Genomic DNA, 17,798 nt, shown 5'->3' with positions numbered 1-17,798 from the left:
CCGGGGACACTCTCACGCCTCTAGTGCGAACGAACTTTTTTGGAACAAATCGCCAACATTCAACTCAGGATCAACAAGACGATTATATACCTTGCACCGTCTTTTAAACGTCTAATTATTAGACGTTTTTTAATTCGCTAGAGAGATAGGTTTGACGCAATGTAGACGCTGGCGAAATTGTCGTTTTCTCAGCGCAGCAGGGAGCGGGAGATGACCATCCGCTGGACCTCGGAAGTGCCCTCGTAGATCTGGGTGATCTTGGCGTCGCGCATCATGCGCTCCACGGGATACTCGCGGGTGTAGCCATAGCCGCCCAGCAGCTGGACGCACTCGGTGGTGACGTACATAGCGGTCTCAGCGGCATACAGCTTGGCGTGGGCGGACTCCACGGAGTAGGGCAGGTGGTTGTCCTTGGCCCAGGCGGCGCGGTAGACCAGCAGCTTGGCGGCCTCGATGCGGTTGGCCAGGCTGGCGATGACGAACTGGGTGTTCTGGAAAGCGGACAGGGGCTTGCCGAACTGCTCACGCATCTTCACATAGGCCACGGCCTCGTTCAGAGCGCCCTCGGCGATACCCAGAGCCTGAGCCGCGATGCCGATACGGCCGCCGTCCAGGGTGTGCATGGCGATCTTAAAGCCTTCGCCCTCCTTGCCCAGCAGGTTCTCCTCGGGAACGATGCAGTTCTCGAAGACCAGGCTGGCGGTGGCGGAGCCGCGGATACCCATCTTCTTCTCGTGCTTGCCGATGGAGAAGCCCTCGAAGCCGTCCTCCACGATGAAGGCGGAGATACCGTGGTTGCCCTTCTCCTTGTCGGTCATGGCCATGACCACATAGGTGGAGGCCTCACCGGCGTTGGTGATGAAGCACTTAGAGCCGTTCAGGACGTAGTGGTCGCCCTGCTTCACGGCGGTGGTCTTCTGACGGGAAGCGTCAGTACCGGCGTTGGGCTCGGTCAGGCCGAAAGCGCCCAGGCACTCGCCGCTGGCCAGGGGGACCAGGTACTTCTGCTTCTGCTCCTCGGTACCCCAGTCAAAAATGGGGGCGGAACCCAGGGAGGTGTGGGCGGACAGGGTCACGCCGGTGGAGGCGCAGACCTTGGACAGCTCTTCCACGGCGATGACATAGGAGAGGTAGTCGCCCTCAGACCCGCCGTACTCCTCGGGCCAGGGAATGCCCAGCATCTCGTTGTCGGCCATCTTCTGGATGCTCTCCTTGGGGAAGCGCTCGTTCTCGTCGATCTCCTCCGCCAGGGGCTTGATCTCCTTCTCAGCGAAGTCGCGATACATCTTCTGTATCATCTTATACTCGTCGTTGAAGCCGAAATCCATGCTAAACCATTCCTTTCTTTTTTCCATCATAATTTCATGTTTTATTTAACGCATTCATGCGTTGGGTGCTTGCCGATCAGGCGGGGTTTTCTGTGATATCTCACAGTTCGCTGTTTCTCTTTCGCCCCGCCTTTTTCATTTGTTACAGATTGTCGGACCTGTCCGGCCCCGCAACCGTGACTAGATTATAGTCCCCCTGTCGTCTTTGAAACGTCTATGAATTTGGGCGTTTTCTGAAAAAGCGCACATGGATTCCCGTTTCCTTGCGTCTAATCTGCACAATTTTTATGAAAACGCCTAATTTTGGCACAAAATACTTGAAATAAATTTTTTAAAAATATTTTTCCCATCGCGGTTGAAACCCCGTTTTTCCTTTCTTTTTTAAAGCCTAATTTCAGTTTTCCTCCACTTTCCACCGTGTTTTCCACAGCTTTTGCCCGACTTTGCTTCCATTTTCCAGGGGGGGAGGTGTCCCATCAGGCGCACCGTCTGACCGGACCTGAACCCATTTATATAGGGATAGGACAGCCTGTTCAGGACTTCCTATGTGGGAAGGCTTTGAGCGCTTTGAGCAAAAACGGATCGCCACGTCGCTTCGCTCCTCGCAATGACAGGCGGGGCCTATCTTGGCTCCCCCCTTGGGGGAGCTGGCGCGGCGTAAGCCGTGACTGAGAGGGCGGGCGGACACGGAGGTCCGCCCATTCGACAGCGTATGCACCCCCGTGGTCCCCCTCATCCGTCATGGCTTCGCCATGCCACCTTCTCCCCTGCGGGGCGAAGGCTATAACTCCTAACTCCTAACTCCTAACTCCTAACTCCTAACTCCTAACTCCTAACTCCTAACTCCTAACTCTCCCCCCAATCTAAAGGAAATCTTAAGCCTTTCTTAATTGTATTTCCCGCTTCTCCCGGCTATACTGGATTGTACTAGCAAGACTCATACAGTTCCGGCGGAAGCGCCGGGGAAAGGAGGCAGCTGATGCTGAATCTGGACTATCGGGATGCCCGGCCCATTTACGAGCAGGTGCGGGACGGCCTGCGCCGGCTGATGGTGTCCGGCATCATTCAGGAGGGGGAGCAGCTCCCCACTGTACGGGCCATGGCCACCAACCTGGCCATCAACCCCAACACCATCCAGCGGGCCTATGAGCTGCTGGAGGCGGAGGGCTATGTCAGCTCCGTCCCCGGCAAGGGCTCCTTCGCTGCGCCCCACCACCAGGTGGACAGCGCCCGGCGGGACGGCCTGCTGCGGGTCTTTGACGACACGGCCACAGAGCTTATGTTCCTGGGCCTGTCCGCCGACGCCCTGTCCCAGCGCCTTAGTAAGTTAGATGGAGGTGTTCGCCAGTGATAAAAGTGAACAACGTGACCAAAAGCTTCGACGGCTTTCGGGCTCTGGACGGCCTGACCATGACGGTGGAGCAGGGCTCGATCTACGGCCTGGTGGGCCCCAACGGTGCGGGCAAGTCCACCATCCTGCGCCACATCATGGGGGTCTATCGCCCCGACTCCGGCTCCATTTTGGTGGACGGCCAGCCGGTGTTTGAAAACCCGGCGGTGAAGGCCAAGATCGCCGTCATCCCCGACGACCTGTACTACTTCCCCTCCGCCTCCACCCGGGACATGGCCCGCTTTTACCGGGGGATGTACCCCGCCTTCGACGGCAAGCGGTACGAGGCCCTGCGGGAGGCCTTTCCCGACGTGGACGACAAGCAGCCCATCCGCCGCCTGTCCAAGGGCATGCAGAAGCAGTCCGCCTTCTGGCTGGCCCTGTGCTGCCAGCCCCAGGTGCTGGTGCTGGACGAGCCGGTGGACGGCCTGGACCCGGTGATGCGCCGCCAGGTGTGGTCTTTGCTCATGGGCGACGTGGCCCAGCGGGGCACCACCGTGCTGGTCAGCTCCCACAACCTGCGGGAGCTGGAGGACGTGTGCGACCATGTGGGCATCCTGTCCCACGGCAAGGTGCTGCTGGAGCGCTCCCTCACCGACCTGCAGGACAACGTGGTCAAGCTGCAGGTGGCCTTCCCCCAGCCGGAGCCCCCCCAGCTGCCCGACGACCTGAACATCCTCCACACCAGCCAGATCGGCCGGGTGTTCACCTACATCGTCCGGGGCAACCCCGCAGATATCAAGGCCCGCATGGCCGCCTATCAGCCCCTGCTGCTGGAGGCCCTGCCCCTGTCTCTGGAGGAGATCTTTATTTATGAATTGGGAGGTGAGGACTATGCGGTCCGGGACATCGTGCTTTAACGGGGCCCTCTATCGCAAGACCATGGCCCGCTTCTGGCCCCTCTGGGCCCTGTACGGCCTGTTTTGGATGTTTGCCATTCCTCTGAATCTGATGAACCGCTATTTCAACTATCTCCGCTGGACCGGCGGGACCGGCACGCCCCAGGACCTGCTGCTGGACCTGGCCCAATCCATCCCCGAGTATCTGGCCCCCGGCGTCTGGCTGGCCGCCCTGATGGGGCTGCTGTGCGCCATGGCCTGCTTCGGCTACCTTTATGATAACCGCTCCGCCTGCATGATGCACGCCCTGCCCATGCGCCGGGAGACCCTGTTCGTCACCCAGTATCTGGCCGGGCTGTCCTTCCTGCTGCTGCCCGTGGCGGCGGTGGCCCTGTGCGGGGTGCTGGTGGAGCTGGCCCTGCTGCCCCCCAGCATGTGGGCCGACGCTCTGCCCTGTCTGGCCGTGTGGTTTTTGGCCCACAGCGGCGCCTGCCTGTTCTTCTTCTCCTTCGCCGCCTTCTGTGCCATGTTCACCGGGCACATTCTGGCCCTGCCCGTCTTTTATGGGGTGCTCAACGGCCTGGCCCTGGGCGTCTACGCCCTGATCCAAAGTCTGCTGGACCAGTTCTACTACGGCTTCTTCTTCCAGGACCCCTCCGGCGGCCCTGTCTATTACCTCACCCCCCTATACGCCCTTATCGATGCCAACGGCCACATCTATAACCCCCACAGCTGGTCCATCGACGACCCCCTGCTGGTGGCCATCTATGCCGGGGCGGGGGTGGTGCTGGCGGTGCTGGCCCTGCTGATCTACCGGGCCCGCCAGGTGGAGTCCGCCGGAGACGTGGTGTCCATCCCCCTGGTCCGCCCCCTGTTCCAGATCGGCGTGGCCTTCTGCGCCGGGCTGTCCCTGGGCCTGTTCACCGCCCTGTTCTTCGGCTGCTATGAGGACCCCCTGGCCCTGACCCTGTGTGCCCTGATCTGGACAGCGGTGGGCTTCTTCGTGGCGGAGATGCTGCTGAAAAAGTCCTTCCGGGTGCTGGGAGCCTGGAAGCGCTGCCTGGCCATGACGGCGGCCATGGCCGCCCTGTGCCTGGTGTGCTTCCTGGACCCCTTCGGCATCGAGGCCCGCATCCCCCAGGCCGGAGAGGTGGCCTCCGTCCGCCTGTACCTGGAGTCCGGCTATCCCTATGACAGCGGCCGGCTCTCGGGGCTGGAGCTCACCGACCCCCAGCACGTCCAGCAGGTCATCGACCTGCACAAGGCCATCATCCGGGACAAGGACCGGCTGGAGGACAACATCGGCAACTCCGTCTATGTCAGCCTGGACTACACCCTGACCGACGGCACCCGCTTGACCCGGCGGTACAGCCAGGTGTTCCTGTACAAGGCTGAGGAGCACGCCGAGGGCACCCTCACCTGGCAGGTGGGCCAGCTGATCTCTGACCGCAGCCTCGTCACCCAGGCCTATGGCTTTGACCAGGCGGAACAGGGCACGCTGATGGAAACCTATCTGCGCAGCGTGTACAACACCCGGAAGCAGTCCTATACCGACCTGTCCATGGACGACTATGGCCAGCAGCTGTGGCAGGCCGTGAAGGCGGACTTCGATGCTGGGAACATCGGCAAGCGCTATCTCTTCGACGACGAGGAGCGCAGCGAGAACACCTATGTCACCGACCTGTCCTTCACCTGGGGCCACATGAATAAAGACGGCGAACAGGAGGACTTCTACCGCAGCGTCACCGTCACCCTCACCCCCCAGGCCGCCAATACTTTGGCCGTGCTGGAGTCCACCGGTCTGGGCAATGACTATCAGCTCCAGCCCCACAGCCGGGACAGCGGCGACGATGACTATGTGGACGGCGGCTGGGACAGATCCGGTTCGGAGACTGTCTCCATTGAACCGGACGAGCCCGCCATGGATGACCTTGCCTCCAGCTACGGTGTCATCGGCGGAGCAGACGGGCCCACGGCGACCATTACGGGCTGACAAGTAAAAGTGAATCAAGCCTTCTCCTGGGAGAAGGTGCCCCAGTGGGCACACTGGGGCGGATGAGGGGAACGCCAAAGGGCTTTTCCAGCCCTCCGTCGAAAGTGCTCGGTCATCGGCAGCTTTCCCCTCATCCGGCGCTGCGCGCCACCTTCCCCCAGGGGAAGGCAAGTTTATCTCTATCCCTTCCGTCAACCTGAGACATAAATTCTCCGGGAAACACGAATTTCCTGCATTGCTTTTTTTCAGCTGTTCCGATATAATGATGTTGAATGTAGACTTGAGACATGCGTCTTGAGAAGAGACGCCAAATTTATGTTGGAGGTTTTACATGATGAAGGAAGTTTATGTTGTTAACTGCTGCCGCACTGCCATCGGCTCCTATGGCGGCTCTCTGAAGGATACTCCCGCCGTAGAGCTGGGCGCTCTGGTCATCAAGGAGGCCCTGAAGCGGGCCAACGTGGCCCCCGAGCACGTGGACGAGGTCATGTTCGGCTGCATCCTCACCTCCGCCCTGGGCCAGAACCCCGCCCGTCAGGCCGCTGTGAAGGCCGGCGTGCCCCTGTCCGCCCCCGCCTACACCGTGGGCATGGTGTGCGGCTCCGGCATGAAGTCCGTCATCGAGGGCGGCCGCGCCATCCTCTCCGGCGATGCCGACATCGTGGTGGCCGGCGGCATGGAAAATATGTCCGCTGCCCCCTATGCCCTGCCCGAGGAGCGCTGGGGTGCCCGCATGGGTGACAAGAAGGTCATCGACACCATGATCCGCGACGGTCTGTGGGATGCGTTCAACAACTATCACATGGGCACCACCGCCGAGAACATCTGCGATGTGTGGGGCATCACCCGTGAGGAGCTGGACGCCTTCGGCGCCGCCTCCCAGCAGAAGGCCGAGGCCGCCATCAAGGCCGGCCGCTTCGAGGACGAGATCGTCCCCGTTATGATCAAGAAGAAGAAGGAGACCGTGGAGTTCAAGGTGGACGAGTTCCCCCGCTTCGGCACCACCGCCGAGAGTGTAGCCAAGCTGCGCGGTGCCTTCCCCGTGGGTCCCGAGGGCGTTGAGGACACCATCGAGCACACCTTCCAGCCCACCCAGATCCACGAGGCCGATGCCCACAAGCACGTCCAGCGCGTGACCGCCGCCAACGCCTCCGGCATCAACGACGGCGCTGCCGCCATCATCCTGGCCTCCGGCGAGGCCGTGGAGAAGTACGGCCTGAAGCCCATTGCCAAGCTGGTCTCCTGGGGCCAGGGCGGCGTGGACCCCAAGATCATGGGCGTGGGCCCCGTGCCCGCCTCCCGTCAGGCCATGGCCAAGGCCGACCTGAAGATTGAGGATATGGACCTGATCGAGGCCAACGAGGCCTTTGCCGCCCAGTCCATCGCTGTGGCCCGCGAGCTGCACTTTGACATGAGCAAGGTCAACGTCAACGGCGGTGCCATCGCTCTGGGTCACCCTGTCGGCGCTTCCGGTGCCCGCATCATCGTCACCCTGCTCCACGAGATGCTCAAGCGGGACGAGGCCAAGAAGGGCCTTGCCACCCTGTGCATCGGCGGCGGCCAGGGCGTGGCCACCATCTTCGAGAAGTGCTGAGCTTCTAACTGAAGAAATAAAGTTGAACCCCGGACCTGCGGAAACGTAGGTCCGGGGTTTTTGCGTTGTTGGAAAGGTTACGATAGCTCTTGTAGGGGCGGACCTCTGTGTCCGCCCGCCCTCTCAGTCACGGCTAACGCCGTGCCAGCTCCCCCACAGGGGGAGCCAAGATAGGCTTGTCATTGCGAGGAGCGCAGCGACGTGGCAATCCGTTCCCCCGTCCCCCTTGCCTCCCCCTTCGGGGGAGGTGCCCCCGCAGGGGCGGAGAGGACAGACCGTTGCCACAAGTGACTGAGGGGTCTCTCAAACTATCTAAAATATAGCAAAACCCGGATGCCAGCTCCAAAGCATCCGGGTTTGCCGTTGAAAAAGAGGATTAAAATGAAACGAACTGTCTCTTGCGAAGTCTATGATACGAAAAAGTTATTAACAAATCCAACATTAAATGTTACATAAGTTTTAAATATTTCAAACGCCGTCCTGCATAAGAGAACGGCTGCCGGGTCTCCCCGGCAGCCGTCCCAAAAGATTGGAGGATAGAATGAAAAGATGCTCTTGCCTTGCAAGTATGAGTATAGCCGGATGATATTACAAAAATTCAGAAAAACTGTTACAGAAGCATTAAATCTCCCCGCTCTTTTCTCTTAATCCCCGGAAGAAGTCCTGGAGCTGACTCTCGCACTCCTCTTTCAGCGGCCCCTGGTAGATCCGCGGGTGGTGGTTGAAGCGCTCCTCGAACAAATTCAGCACCGAGCCGCAGCAGCCAGCCTTGTCGTCCCGGGTGCCATAGCGCAGAGTGCGGATGCGGGAATTGATGATGGCCCCGGCGCACATGGGGCAGGGCTCCAGGGTGACATACAGGGTGCAGTCCGTCAGCCGCCAGCTCCCTGTGCGGGCACAGGCATCCCGGATGGCCTCCACCTCCGCATGGGCGGTGGCGTCCCCCCGCTCCTCCCGGCGGTTGCGGCCCCGGCCGATGACCCGGTCCGCCTTCACGATGACGCAGCCCACGGGCACGTCCCCGTCCCCCTCCGCCTGGGCCGCCAGCTCCAGCGCCATACGCATATATTTTTCGTGGTCCATGTGGTCGCCCTCTCCCCGTAGGGGCGGATATCATCCGCCCGGAATCGCATTTTCTCCAGTGTACCCGATGGACGGTCTGAGTGCAAGGGAAGAATGTCATTCCGAGGAGCGAAGCGACGTGGGAATCCGTCTCCCCCGTCTCTTGCTCGAAAGGAACGGATTGCCACGTCGGCCTGCGGCCTCCTCGCAATGACAGTACGCTGCTCGTGAAAGTTTCCACATTTTCGTCCAATTTTGTGGAAAGTTTTCACCCCTTCTCCCGGGCCAGCAGCGTCCTGGCCACGTTGTCCGCCCACAGGCGGGCGGCGTCCACCGCTTCTGTCAGGGTGTTGCCGTGACCGCCCACCTCCACCAGCAGGGAGCCGGGGAGCAGCTGCTGGTTATACCGGCTGTTGCGCAGGACGATGGGCCGGGCCAGCTGGCTATAGCCCCGGGTCAGCCCCTGCTGGAGCAGCACGGCGAAGGCCAGGTTGTCCCGCCACCGGGGATGTTCTTTGCCCCCGCCGTCAGAGCCCACCACCAGCATCACCTGGGCGACCTTCTGCCCCGCCTCCTGGGCCACCATTTTATACACCTGGCCGTCCTTGCCCACCAGCGCGTCCCGGTGGACATCCAGCACGATCTGGATCGTCGGGTATTTGGTCAGCCACTGTTCCACCGCCGCCCCGGAGCGGTCATAGGCCCCGGTGTAGGAGGGGTAATCATACAGGGTGGGGTCGTGGACCACCCCAAAGCCGTGGGCCCGGAACACGGTGGCCATCTCCTCCCCCACCCGCACCACGTTGTGGGTGCAGTCGGTGGTGCGGTAGGGGTCGCTGGGCTCATAGGTGTCCCCGTCCGTCTGGGCGTAGGCCTCGCTGCCGTGGGTGTGGACGATGAGGATCTGGGGCCCCTCCCCCAGATTTACGTCCACGCTCCCCTGGGTCAGCACCGACTCGTCCAGGTCATAGCCCGTCCGGTTGTAGAGATAGACCCCCTGGCCGAAGAGATACTTCCCGCCGCTCTTCCCTTGGGCGGTCATCTCGATGATGCCGTCGTCCCCCTGGTGAGAGAGCCGGGGCTCCTCCCGGTCCTCCTCGTGCTCTTCGCCGGAGGAGGGCTCCGGGTGCTCCTCCGGGTCGGTCTCTTCGGCGGCAGCGCCGAGTCCCGCCCGCAGCAGGGCGGACTGACTGAGTACCAGCCGGCTCCAGCCGGACAGCTTGTCTGTCCCCGCACTGTCCCCCAGCTGGGCCGACAGCAGGGCCACCGCCACTGCCGAACGCTCCCCCGCCGCTTTTGCCCGGCCCAGCCAGCCCGTCAGGTCCGCCGCCCAGCTCATGCACCAAAGGGCCGCCCCGGTCAATCCCAGGGCCACCCCCCGGCGCACAGCCCGTCCCAGTCCACGTCCTTTGCCCTCCATGCATCCGCCCTCCTTATCCTGCGTGACCCTCTGTATCCAACAGTGTATGAGGGGACAGGCAGGGGTATGACAGGGCATTTTTCAGTACGAAATGTTGAATCATGTTTGAATATTTCAGTATATATATAGCCTTCCCCTGGGAGGGGGAAAGCTTGGCATCGTGTCATTGCGAGGAGGGGCAAAGCCCCGACGTGGCAATCCGTCCCTCTGCCCCGTCAATTTTTCCCGTTTTCCTATTCAAAATACAAAAAATATGTTAAACTTCACCCATGTAACATGTTGTTGCCCCCGATGCAACCTCCGTATGGTTTACTTTTGCCATGCACTTCGATAGGATAGGAGCAGAAAACCATGAGTCTTGCGAAAAAGATGATCGAACTGAGAAAGCAAAACGGCCTGTCTCAGCAGGACCTGGCCGACCGGCTGGGGGTGTCCCGCCAGGCCATCTCCCGGTGGGAGACCGGGGCCGTCCAACCCCTGGCCGACAGCGTGAAGAGCCTGGCCCAGGTGTTCCAGGTCTCCACCGACTACCTGCTCAACGACGACCTGGACACTCCCACGCCCCCGCCCACAGCCCAGCCTGCACCGCCACAGGAAAAACCCAAGTCCGCCCGGAAACACCGGAAATGGCTCCTGGCTCTGGCGGCCCTGGCTGCTGCCGCTGTGCTGGTCCTGGTCACAGCGGCGGGCACGGCGTACTATCTCCAATGGAAGGAGAGACAGCCGGTGTCCATGTACGACGTAAGCACAGATACCGCTGAAGAAAATGATAATTCCTATTCAGATATATCGTTTTCTTTTGATGAGTGGTAAGTAACAACGGAAGGAGGTAATACCAATGAAGCGCAACAAAATCTGTTTTGCAGCTCTTGCCGTTGCTTTGATGCTGGGTTGTTTGTACGGCTCTGCCTGTGCGGTAGATGTCCCCGCAGAAGAAATCAGCATTGCGACATTCGGGGTAACCCGCGCCTCCGACTCTTTCCACATTACGATTCAAGCGAAGCAGAAAGCACATTCAAGTCAGTCGTTCCACTTGACCGCTGGCGAAACGGTACGCTTTAACGCCAGCTATACGCCTGACGGAAGCGTAGACTTCGGTCTTATCGACCCCGATGGAAACTTCCGCTATTTCAACGTGACCAGCGGGAAAATCGACAAGACCATGAAAGTCGAGAAAAATGGCAGCTACACGCTGCAAATCAGAAACAATTCGTCCAAGGAAATCAAGGTGTCTGGGTATGTAAATTACTAAACTACAAGGAGGAACTGAAAATGAAGAAAGCTCGCCGAATGTTAGCCCTCGCGCTGTGTATTGCCACGATGCTGACCGGCGTGTATGCACTTGAGGCAGTCTCTAGCAAAAACACTTCTTACGTTATGGAAGACGGTGTCATGGTTACTGTAGATACGTCTGACGTAAACCTTGATTCGGACATTGATGCTGCCATGACTAAAGAGGATGTAAGCTCCAATTTTGTCCACTACGCATCTGGCGAGTCCAGAGTGGCACTGCCTAATATGGTAGCTGGCAACAGTGATGAAACCGCAGTCTCCAACGTAGTAGGCATGGTCCTCGACCTCTATACTAAACAGCCTATTGCTAACGCAAAGATAAATGCAAACGGAGTGGAACTTGTATCTACTGACAAAGACGGACGGTTTCAAATCGTAAATCTCCCCGATGGTAAATACGATTGGGAGGTGTCTGCGAACGGGTATAAAAACGGAACATACCTAAACTATGTTGTCACAAATGCAGGAGGCACAAACATCTTCGAGTTTAAGATTTGTGATGATAGAGAATTCTCCGTGAATCGCGACACTCTACACGAGCATGTTGGAGAATGTGCACAGGAAGAGTCGTTAGATGAGCTAGTCGCAAGCGGTATGCGCGCAACGAGAAAACCAAATAATCCTATGAGTTCAATCCCAACTGCGTATTCAACAGTGAAAGTATATCACGATGGGATAACTGAAACAGTCGATAGACAAGAGTATGTGTATCACACTGTAGCGTCTGAACAATATCCACCCGCTTATTATAGCGGATTAAATATGAGTGATACGGACATACTACAAGTTTATGCAGCACAGGCACTAATATGCAACACATATATTGAGGCTCTTCAAAAAGTCTATATTAAACACTCTGGCTATGATGTTTGTGCTCCAGGGTGCCATGCCTACGATACTACACAGAGCTACTCAATCCTTCCTAAAGCGCTTTCTGCTATGTTTGTCAATGCAAACGGCGCTCCAAGTACGGTTATCTTATACTACAAACCTAGTAGTTCTACGTATCAGTACCTAATGACCGAATGGTTTTCCAGCTGTAAAAACAAAGGGACCATTGATCACCCAGATAATTGGCCAGGTGTAAAAGCAAAAAGCTGTTCCGATCTGTTTACCGGCGCTGATGGTCACCGAAGGGGATACTGCCAAAGTGGAGCTGCAAAAAAAGCGCTGAACGGCAATAAAGCTGTTGATATCGCAAAATACTATTTCACAAATTCTGGACAAGGTTTCAGCAAACTAGTCACCCGCTCTTAGCATAACAACGTAGTAGCCATTCAAAAGCATCCGTATCTTTGGCATTAGTCATCACGCCAATTATCCTTCTCTTTGGTCTACTGCATCTCTAACCAAAATTTCTGGGCAGAGCCTTCTTGGCTCTGCCCACCCATTTCTATTAAATCTTATTGTTCTTCTATACAAAACGCAAATTCCATGATACAATGCTTACAGAACTACCATTCCCATATCCTTCCCCTGTACATAAAACGACTGACCGGCCCGTTCGGGCCACAACGGAGAAAGGAGCTGACCACATGAAACACACCTGGAAACGATGGATCACGGCGGCGCTGGCTTTGGTTTTGGTTGCGGCGCTGTTCGGCTGCGCCGGAGAAAAGTCGGACAAAATGACCTGGACTCCCGGTGCGTTTGAGAAAAAAGACGGCAACGGCGACCCGTCTTACAGCATCCGGCTCCCCCTGTCGGAAGACAACACGGGGATATGCGTCAGCTCCACCCATGACGGTACTGCCATCGCCATGGCCGATTTAGAACGTGGTCGAATCGACTTCATCCGCGTGGACCACAACACCGGCGAGGTCACCCGCTGGACCACAGAGAATGTACCATTCAGCGACATCTATGACCTTCCTATGGAGACCGACTAAAGGCCGACAGAGAAAGGAGCCAACTATGATTTTATGGAACGAGCGCCAATGGCGGTGGGAGATGCTGCTCTGCGCGCTGGTCTTTCAGGCAATCTTTCTGATTGAGCTCATAGGGCTTTGGGGTATGATCGTGGTAGACCCAAAGGTACATTTGATAAGCTACGAGAATTGGGGTTGGCTCTGCCAAGAGTGGCAGCAACCCGCTTGGCAGCACAATTACTTTACCCAAATCACAGGAACTGCCCTGGCCCTGAACTGGGTGGCCCAGGTCCTCTTCTGGGCCAACGCCGTCTATGTTTGGCTCCACCGGGAGCGATTCGGGCACAGCCGCCCGATCATCGCCGCGGAGATCGTCCTGGTCACGGCGGCAGCCCTGTTCATTCGGTGGTACATCAAGTACAACGTGGACTTCTACCGCCTGTTTATGTACGCCATCTACCCGGAGCTGCTCATGCTCCTGCAGCTGGTCTGGGTGCTGAAAAAGAGGGACCCGTGCGCTGAGAAGGCGGAAACCGCCATGACCAAACGAACTTCTCTTGAAAAAGTCCTACTGCTGCTCGTCCTGGTCCTGGGGGTGTCCCTGGCGGCGGCTCTGTATCGCCTGTACGCCCTGAATCCCCTGGGCAGTATGTTCGGCATGTATCAGACGGAGTGGACAGATGGGGCCTTCTACAATGCGCAATTTTTCAACAAAGACCAATACTACCTGGAGGTGGACGACGGCCAGCGGACGAAGTTCTCCCAGGGGACGTATGAGAGCCTGGGAAACAACCACTATCTCCTCACCGACCAGACCACCGGGGAGTCCACCCTCATCACCCAGGGGCACCGGGGGTTTTATTACTACTATGCGCCCATCGACACGGTGCTGTACTTCACCAAGCGGGCACCCTAAAAGGAGGCGTGACGACCATGAAAATTATCCTGCTCTTCCTGTGCATATTCGCTGGCTTTATCATTTTCCTGCCCCAGACGCCCGTTCCCGTTGTGTACCACCGCCCACTTCTGGCACTCTTTTTTCTGGTGTGCAGTCTGGTCACTGCGGTGCGGACCTACCGCCAGGGCATAGCAAAAAACTCCGCCTATTTGAAGGTACTTGCCGTCCTGACACCGATCATGATAGCGGCGATCATCCTATTTGGCCTACTGTATCTCTAAACAAAACTTCCGGGCAGAACCATGTGTAAGCTACATGGCTCTGCCCGGTTTTTTGTGTTTTCCATTTACCGCTCTTCCCGGAAATAGTTCAGTCCCAGGGCGGCGGGGCAGCCGGAGCCCTCCCGTTTCCGCACGGAGGTGGCCACCAGGACCACGGCGGTGATGAGGAAGGGCAGGGCCTGATAGAGCTGGGTGGGGACCTTGGCCAGCCAGCCCAGGGCGGCGGGGAAGGCGGCGGCCAGGCTGCTGCCGGACACCCGCAGGGTGCTGAAAAAGCCGAAGACAAAGGTGCCCAGAATGGCCAGGGCGGGGTTCCAGTTGGCGAAGATGACCAGGGCCACTGCGATCCAGCCATAGCCGTTGATCCAGCAGCTGCTGGAGAAGGAGCCGGACATGTTCAGGCCCATGTAATAGCCGCCCAGGCCCATGATGCCGCAGCCAATGCAGATGTGGATATACTGAAAGCGCTTCACGTTCACGCCCACGGAGTCGGCGGCGCCGGGGTTCTCCCCCACCGCCCGCAGCCGCAGGCCGGGGGTGGTGCGGTTGAGATACCACCAGGCCACGATGGCGATGACCACGCCCAGATAGACCAGCAGGTTGTGGTCAAACAGGCCCTCGCCGATGAGGGGCAGCTTGGACAGGCCGGGGATGGGTAAATTCGCAAAGCCGTTTTTGATGCCGGAATAGTCGTTCATGGCGGGCCAGCGGACGGCCTTCAGGCCGTTGCCCACGAAGAAATATACGCCCAGGCCAAAGGTAGTCAGGGTCAGGCCGGTGATGTTCTGGTTGGCCTGGAGGGAGACGGTGAGGGCGGCAAACAGCAGCCCGCACAGGGCCCCGGCCAAAAAGGCGGTGAGGATGCCGATGAGCAGACTGTTGGTGTAACAGCCGATGATATAGCCGAAGATGGCACCCACGGCCATGATGCCCTCCACGCCCAGGTTCAGACTGCCCGACTTCTCCACCATGATCTCCCCCACCGTGCCGTACAGCAGCGGGATGTTATAGACCACAATGTTATGTACAAAGGAGGTGACCACCCCCAGCTTATCCATTTCCATTGTCGTTTCCCCCTTTCTTCACGGGAACCACTTTAAAGCGGGTGCAGAAGTCCGCCGCCAGCACCAGGAACAGGATGGCCCCCTGGAGCATGTTGGCAAAGCTGGAGTCCACCCGGGCGAAGGTGGCCGCAGCCACCGTGGAGCCATAGCGCAGCATACCGATGAGGGCGGACACCACAAAGATGACGGCGGTGTTCATCTGAGACAGCCAGGCCACGATGATGCCCGTCCAGCCCACGTCGTCGGTGATAGAGGTGGCCAGCACCCCGGCGGTGCCCACCTTAAAGGCGGCGGCCAGGCCGATGAGACAGGCGGACAGGAACACGGTGCGCAGCACGATGCGGTCCACCTTCATGCCCGCATACCGGGCGGTGCCCACGCTGTCGCCCACCACGGCGATCTCATAGCCGTGCTTGGTGTATTTCAGATAGACGAACACCAGAATGCCGATGACAAAGGTGAAGATGACGCACACGTTCAGCCCGAACTTGCCCAGGGGAATGCGGGGGAAGGCGGCATACTGGGAGAAGGTGGCGAACATGGGCCGGGCGGAGCTCTTGTCCAGATAGAAGTTCCAGTCGGCCTGGGTCTCCCCCAAAAACGTGACAAAATACAGGGCCACATAGTTGAGCATCAGGGTCATCAGGGTCTCGTTGGTGCCGAACTTCACCTTCAGCACCGCCACGATGGCCCCGTAGACCCCGGCGGCCAGCATCCCGGCCAGACACATGAGGAGCAGCGTCGCAGCCGAGGGCAGCACCGGCCCCAGCTTGAAGGCCACCGTGGCCGCCGCCACAGCGCCCAGGATGAACTGCCCCTCGCCGCCGATGTTCCAAAAGCGCATTTTAAAGGCCAGGGACAGGGCCACCGAGGTCAGGGCCAGGGGCACGAACACTTTTAAATAGTTCTCAAAGGTCTTATAGGCGATCTTGTTGCCCACCATGCCCATGGTGAACATGCGGCTGTAATAGGCCAGGGGGTCCACCCCCAGGGCCAGCAGCACCACGCCGCCCAGGATCAACGCGGCCAGCACCGCCAGGACATACAGCCCCAGCTTCTTCCACAGGGGGCAGCCGTCCCGCTTTACCACATGAAAGCGCATCTCACTTCTCCTCCTGTTCCACGGCCTGTTCGGCCTCTGTCTGCTCCCGGTTCTGGCGCTCCAGCTGGGCCAGCTCCTGGGGGGTGATGTTGGTGTCCTTGGCATAGCCGGCGGGCTTGTCCTCATAGCGGTTTGACAGGTCCAGCGCCCCGGTCATCATCAGGCCAAGCTCCTCCTTGGTGGTCTTGTGGGCGTGGACCACGCCCATGACCTTTCCGTGGCACAGCACCATGATCTTGTCGCACAATGCCAGCATCACGTCCAGGTCCTCGCCCACGAACAGGATGCCCACGCCGCTCTGCTTCTGCTGGTTCAGGATGTGATAGATGGCATAGGAGGAGTTGATGTCCAGCCCCCGCACGGGATAGGCGGTGACGATGACGTTGGGCCCGGCCTTGATCTCCCGGCCCAGCAGCACCTTCTGCACGTTGCCGCCGGACAGGCGGCGCACCGGCGTCTCGGTGGAGGGGGTGACCACCTCCAGCTCCTGAATGACGTGTTCCGCATCCGCCCGGCCCCCCTTCCGGTCCACAAAGGGGCCCTTGGCCAGGGCATAATTTTTCAGGATCATGTTGTCCGTGATGGACAGGGAGGGGGCCAGGCCCATGCCCAGCCGGTCCTCCGGGATAAAGGACATGGAGATGCCCTTTTCCAGGATGGCCTTGGGGGAGAGCCCCACGATGTTGTCCCCCTTGTGGATCATCAGGCCGGACTGGACGGGGCGCAGCCCGGCGATGGCCTCGCACAGCTCCTTCTGGCCGCAGCCGGCGATGCCCGCCACGCCTAAAATTTCGCCCCCCCGGATATAGAAGTTCACGTGGTCGATGGCCACGGCCCCCTCGTCGCTGCGGATGGTCAGGTCCCTTATCTCCAGCAGGGGCCGGGTCTTCTCCACCACGGGGCGCTGGATGTTCAGGTCGATCTTCCGGCCCACCATCCACTCGGTCAGCTCCTGCTCGTTGGTCTGGGCGGTGTCCACGGTGGTGATATACTCCCCCTTGCGCAGGATGGCCACCCGGTCAGACAGCTCCATCACCTCGTTTAATTTGTGGGTGATGATGATGATGGAGTGCCCCTCGTCCCGCATCCGGCGCAGGACGGCGAACAGCTTTTCGATCTCCTGCACCGTGAGCACGGCGGTGGGCTCGTCCAGGATGATGACCTTGGCCCCGTAATACAGAACCTTGATGATCTCTAGGGTCTGCTTTTCCGACACGGCCATGTTGCAGACCTTCTTGCCGGGGTCCAGGGCAAAGCCGAACCTGCCCACCATGTCCTGAATTTCACGGCAGCGGTCCTTCTTCAGCGTAAAGCCCGCCTTCTCCTTGCCCATCCAGATGTTGTCCGCCGCGGTGAACACGTCCACCAGCTTGAAGTGCTGGTGGACCATGCCGATGCCCAGCTTTTTGGCGTCCTCCGGGGAATTGATGGAGACGGGTTTGCCCTCCACCAAAATTTCTCCCGCGTCCGGCTGATAAATGCCGGAGAGCATGTTCATCAGGGTGGTCTTGCCCGAGCCGTTCTCCCCCAGCAGGGCCAGGATCTCCCCCTGGCGCAGGTCCAGGTGGACGTTGTGGTTGGCCGTCACGCTGCCAAAGGTCTTGGTGATGCCCCGCATCTCAATGGCACAGGGTCGCTCCGCCATAAAAAATTCCTCCTTTGTCCC

Annotated in this window: 16 protein-coding genes; 10 read left to right on the top strand and 6 right to left on the bottom strand. The window is 59.1% G+C overall.

Annotated elements, in window-relative coordinates:
- Positions 1 to 188: 188 nt before the first annotated feature.
- Positions 189 to 1,328, bottom strand: coding sequence for an acyl-CoA dehydrogenase (locus H8S55_RS08505; protein ID WP_147563469.1), 1,140 nt, complete (start codon positions 1,326 to 1,328; stop codon positions 189 to 191).
- Positions 1,329 to 2,307: 979 nt separating this feature from the next.
- Between H8S55_RS08505 and H8S55_RS08495 the strand changes: the two genes are divergently transcribed.
- The 4 genes from H8S55_RS08495 to H8S55_RS08480 all read left to right on the top strand — a co-directional run bounded on the left by H8S55_RS08495 (position 2,308) and on the right by H8S55_RS08480 (position 7,144).
- Positions 2,308 to 2,679, top strand: coding sequence for a GntR family transcriptional regulator (locus H8S55_RS08495; RefSeq protein ID WP_186878627.1), 372 nt, complete (start codon positions 2,308 to 2,310; stop codon positions 2,677 to 2,679).
- Positions 2,676 to 3,578 (top strand): ABC transporter ATP-binding protein, encoded by a 903-nt coding sequence (locus H8S55_RS08490; RefSeq protein ID WP_186878626.1) that lies wholly within the window; start codon positions 2,676 to 2,678, stop codon positions 3,576 to 3,578. Before H8S55_RS08495 ends, H8S55_RS08490 begins: the two co-directional genes overlap by 4 nt.
- Positions 3,532 to 5,550 (top strand): hypothetical protein, encoded by a 2,019-nt coding sequence (locus H8S55_RS08485; RefSeq protein ID WP_186878625.1) that lies wholly within the window; start codon positions 3,532 to 3,534, stop codon positions 5,548 to 5,550. Before H8S55_RS08490 ends, H8S55_RS08485 begins: the two co-directional genes overlap by 47 nt.
- 334 nt (positions 5,551 to 5,884) lie before the next feature.
- Positions 5,885 to 7,144 (top strand): acetyl-CoA C-acetyltransferase, encoded by a 1,260-nt coding sequence (locus H8S55_RS08480; protein ID WP_186878693.1) that lies wholly within the window; start codon positions 5,885 to 5,887, stop codon positions 7,142 to 7,144.
- A 621-nt stretch (positions 7,145 to 7,765) separates the two neighbouring features.
- Here the strand turns inward: H8S55_RS08480 and tadA are convergent.
- Together tadA and spoIIP are read right to left on the bottom strand one after the other, a co-directional pair.
- Positions 7,766 to 8,227, bottom strand: coding sequence for a tRNA adenosine(34) deaminase TadA (gene tadA, locus H8S55_RS08475; protein ID WP_186878624.1), 462 nt, complete (start codon positions 8,225 to 8,227; stop codon positions 7,766 to 7,768).
- A gap of 247 nt (positions 8,228 to 8,474) precedes the next feature.
- Positions 8,475 to 9,626: a stage II sporulation protein P gene (spoIIP, locus tag H8S55_RS08470; protein WP_186878623.1), complete on the bottom strand. Its 1,152-nt coding sequence runs from the start codon at positions 9,624 to 9,626 to the stop codon at positions 8,475 to 8,477.
- A 351-nt stretch (positions 9,627 to 9,977) separates the two neighbouring features.
- Here spoIIP and H8S55_RS08465 point away from each other — a divergent pair, with 351 nt between their 5' ends.
- The 6 genes from H8S55_RS08465 to H8S55_RS08440 all read left to right on the top strand — a co-directional run bounded on the left by H8S55_RS08465 (position 9,978) and on the right by H8S55_RS08440 (position 13,966).
- The gene (locus tag H8S55_RS08465) at positions 9,978 to 10,439 is read left to right on the top strand and encodes a helix-turn-helix domain-containing protein (RefSeq protein WP_186878622.1); all 462 of its coding nucleotides are present in this window, start codon (positions 9,978 to 9,980) and stop codon (positions 10,437 to 10,439) included.
- 25 nt (positions 10,440 to 10,464) lie between these two features.
- Entirely contained in the window at positions 10,465 to 10,878 is a 414-nt protein-coding gene (locus H8S55_RS08460) for a hypothetical protein (RefSeq protein ID WP_186878621.1), read from the top strand.
- A gap of 20 nt (positions 10,879 to 10,898) precedes the next feature.
- Positions 10,899 to 12,176 (top strand): carboxypeptidase-like regulatory domain-containing protein, encoded by a 1,278-nt coding sequence (locus H8S55_RS08455; RefSeq protein ID WP_186878620.1) that lies wholly within the window; start codon positions 10,899 to 10,901, stop codon positions 12,174 to 12,176.
- A gap of 278 nt (positions 12,177 to 12,454) precedes the next feature.
- A complete protein-coding gene (locus tag H8S55_RS08450; RefSeq protein WP_186878619.1) occupies positions 12,455 to 12,808 on the top strand; it encodes a hypothetical protein in 354 nt (117 codons plus the stop codon).
- Positions 12,809 to 12,833: 25 nt separating this feature from the next.
- Positions 12,834 to 13,703: a hypothetical protein gene (locus H8S55_RS08445; protein ID WP_186878618.1), complete on the top strand. Its 870-nt coding sequence runs from the start codon at positions 12,834 to 12,836 to the stop codon at positions 13,701 to 13,703.
- 17 nt (positions 13,704 to 13,720) lie between these two features.
- Positions 13,721 to 13,966 carry a hypothetical protein gene (locus tag H8S55_RS08440; RefSeq protein WP_147563941.1) on the top strand — a complete coding sequence of 82 codons (246 nt, stop codon included), beginning with the start codon at positions 13,721 to 13,723 and terminating at the stop codon, positions 13,964 to 13,966.
- Positions 13,967 to 14,031: 65 nt separating this feature from the next.
- Here H8S55_RS08440 and H8S55_RS08435 read toward each other — a convergent pair whose 3' ends face one another.
- From H8S55_RS08435 to H8S55_RS08425, 3 genes are read right to left on the bottom strand one after another with little or no spacing between them, the layout of a single operon-like run.
- Positions 14,032 to 15,030: an ABC transporter permease gene (locus tag H8S55_RS08435; RefSeq protein ID WP_227147639.1), complete on the bottom strand. Its 999-nt coding sequence runs from the start codon at positions 15,028 to 15,030 to the stop codon at positions 14,032 to 14,034.
- Positions 15,017 to 16,132 (bottom strand): ABC transporter permease, encoded by a 1,116-nt coding sequence (locus H8S55_RS08430; protein ID WP_186878617.1) that lies wholly within the window; start codon positions 16,130 to 16,132, stop codon positions 15,017 to 15,019. Before H8S55_RS08430 ends, H8S55_RS08435 begins: the two co-directional genes overlap by 14 nt.
- Before the next feature lies 1 nt (position 16,133).
- The gene (locus tag H8S55_RS08425; protein ID WP_243200530.1) at positions 16,134 to 17,777 is read right to left on the bottom strand and encodes an ABC transporter ATP-binding protein; all 1,644 of its coding nucleotides are present in this window, start codon (positions 17,775 to 17,777) and stop codon (positions 16,134 to 16,136) included.
- Positions 17,778 to 17,798 lie beyond the last annotated feature (21 nt).

Source organism: Flintibacter faecis, assembly GCF_014287875.1.
GTDB lineage: Bacteria > Bacillota > Clostridia > Oscillospirales > Oscillospiraceae > Lawsonibacter > Lawsonibacter faecis_A.
The sequence above is the reverse complement of the archived record's forward strand: the minus strand, read 5'-3'. Positions and strand labels throughout refer to the sequence as shown.

Bases quoted from the DNA above. Each gene is read 5' to 3' on its own strand.
- H8S55_RS08505 (WP_147563469.1), bottom strand. From the start codon at position 1,328: ATGGATTTCGGCTTCAACGACGAGTATAAGATGATACAGAAGATGTAT.
- H8S55_RS08495 (WP_186878627.1), top strand. From the start codon at position 2,308: ATGCTGAATCTGGACTATCGGGATGCCCGGCCCATTTACGAGCAGGTG.
- H8S55_RS08485 (WP_186878625.1), top strand. From the start codon at position 3,532: ATGAATTGGGAGGTGAGGACTATGCGGTCCGGGACATCGTGCTTTAAC.
- H8S55_RS08480 (WP_186878693.1), top strand. From the start codon at position 5,885: ATGAAGGAAGTTTATGTTGTTAACTGCTGCCGCACTGCCATCGGCTCC.
- tadA (WP_186878624.1), bottom strand. From the start codon at position 8,227: ATGGACCACGAAAAATATATGCGTATGGCGCTGGAGCTGGCGGCCCAG.
- spoIIP (WP_186878623.1), bottom strand. From the start codon at position 9,626: ATGGAGGGCAAAGGACGTGGACTGGGACGGGCTGTGCGCCGGGGGGTG.
- H8S55_RS08465 (WP_186878622.1), top strand. From the start codon at position 9,978: ATGAGTCTTGCGAAAAAGATGATCGAACTGAGAAAGCAAAACGGCCTG.
- H8S55_RS08460 (WP_186878621.1), top strand. From the start codon at position 10,465: ATGAAGCGCAACAAAATCTGTTTTGCAGCTCTTGCCGTTGCTTTGATG.
- H8S55_RS08455 (WP_186878620.1), top strand. From the start codon at position 10,899: ATGAAGAAAGCTCGCCGAATGTTAGCCCTCGCGCTGTGTATTGCCACG.
- H8S55_RS08450 (WP_186878619.1), top strand. From the start codon at position 12,455: ATGAAACACACCTGGAAACGATGGATCACGGCGGCGCTGGCTTTGGTT.
- H8S55_RS08445 (WP_186878618.1), top strand. From the start codon at position 12,834: ATGATTTTATGGAACGAGCGCCAATGGCGGTGGGAGATGCTGCTCTGC.
- H8S55_RS08440 (WP_147563941.1), top strand. From the start codon at position 13,721: ATGAAAATTATCCTGCTCTTCCTGTGCATATTCGCTGGCTTTATCATT.
- H8S55_RS08435 (WP_227147639.1), bottom strand. From the start codon at position 15,030: ATGGAAATGGATAAGCTGGGGGTGGTCACCTCCTTTGTACATAACATT.
- H8S55_RS08430 (WP_186878617.1), bottom strand. From the start codon at position 16,132: ATGCGCTTTCATGTGGTAAAGCGGGACGGCTGCCCCCTGTGGAAGAAG.
- H8S55_RS08425 (WP_243200530.1), bottom strand. From the start codon at position 17,777: ATGGCGGAGCGACCCTGTGCCATTGAGATGCGGGGCATCACCAAGACC.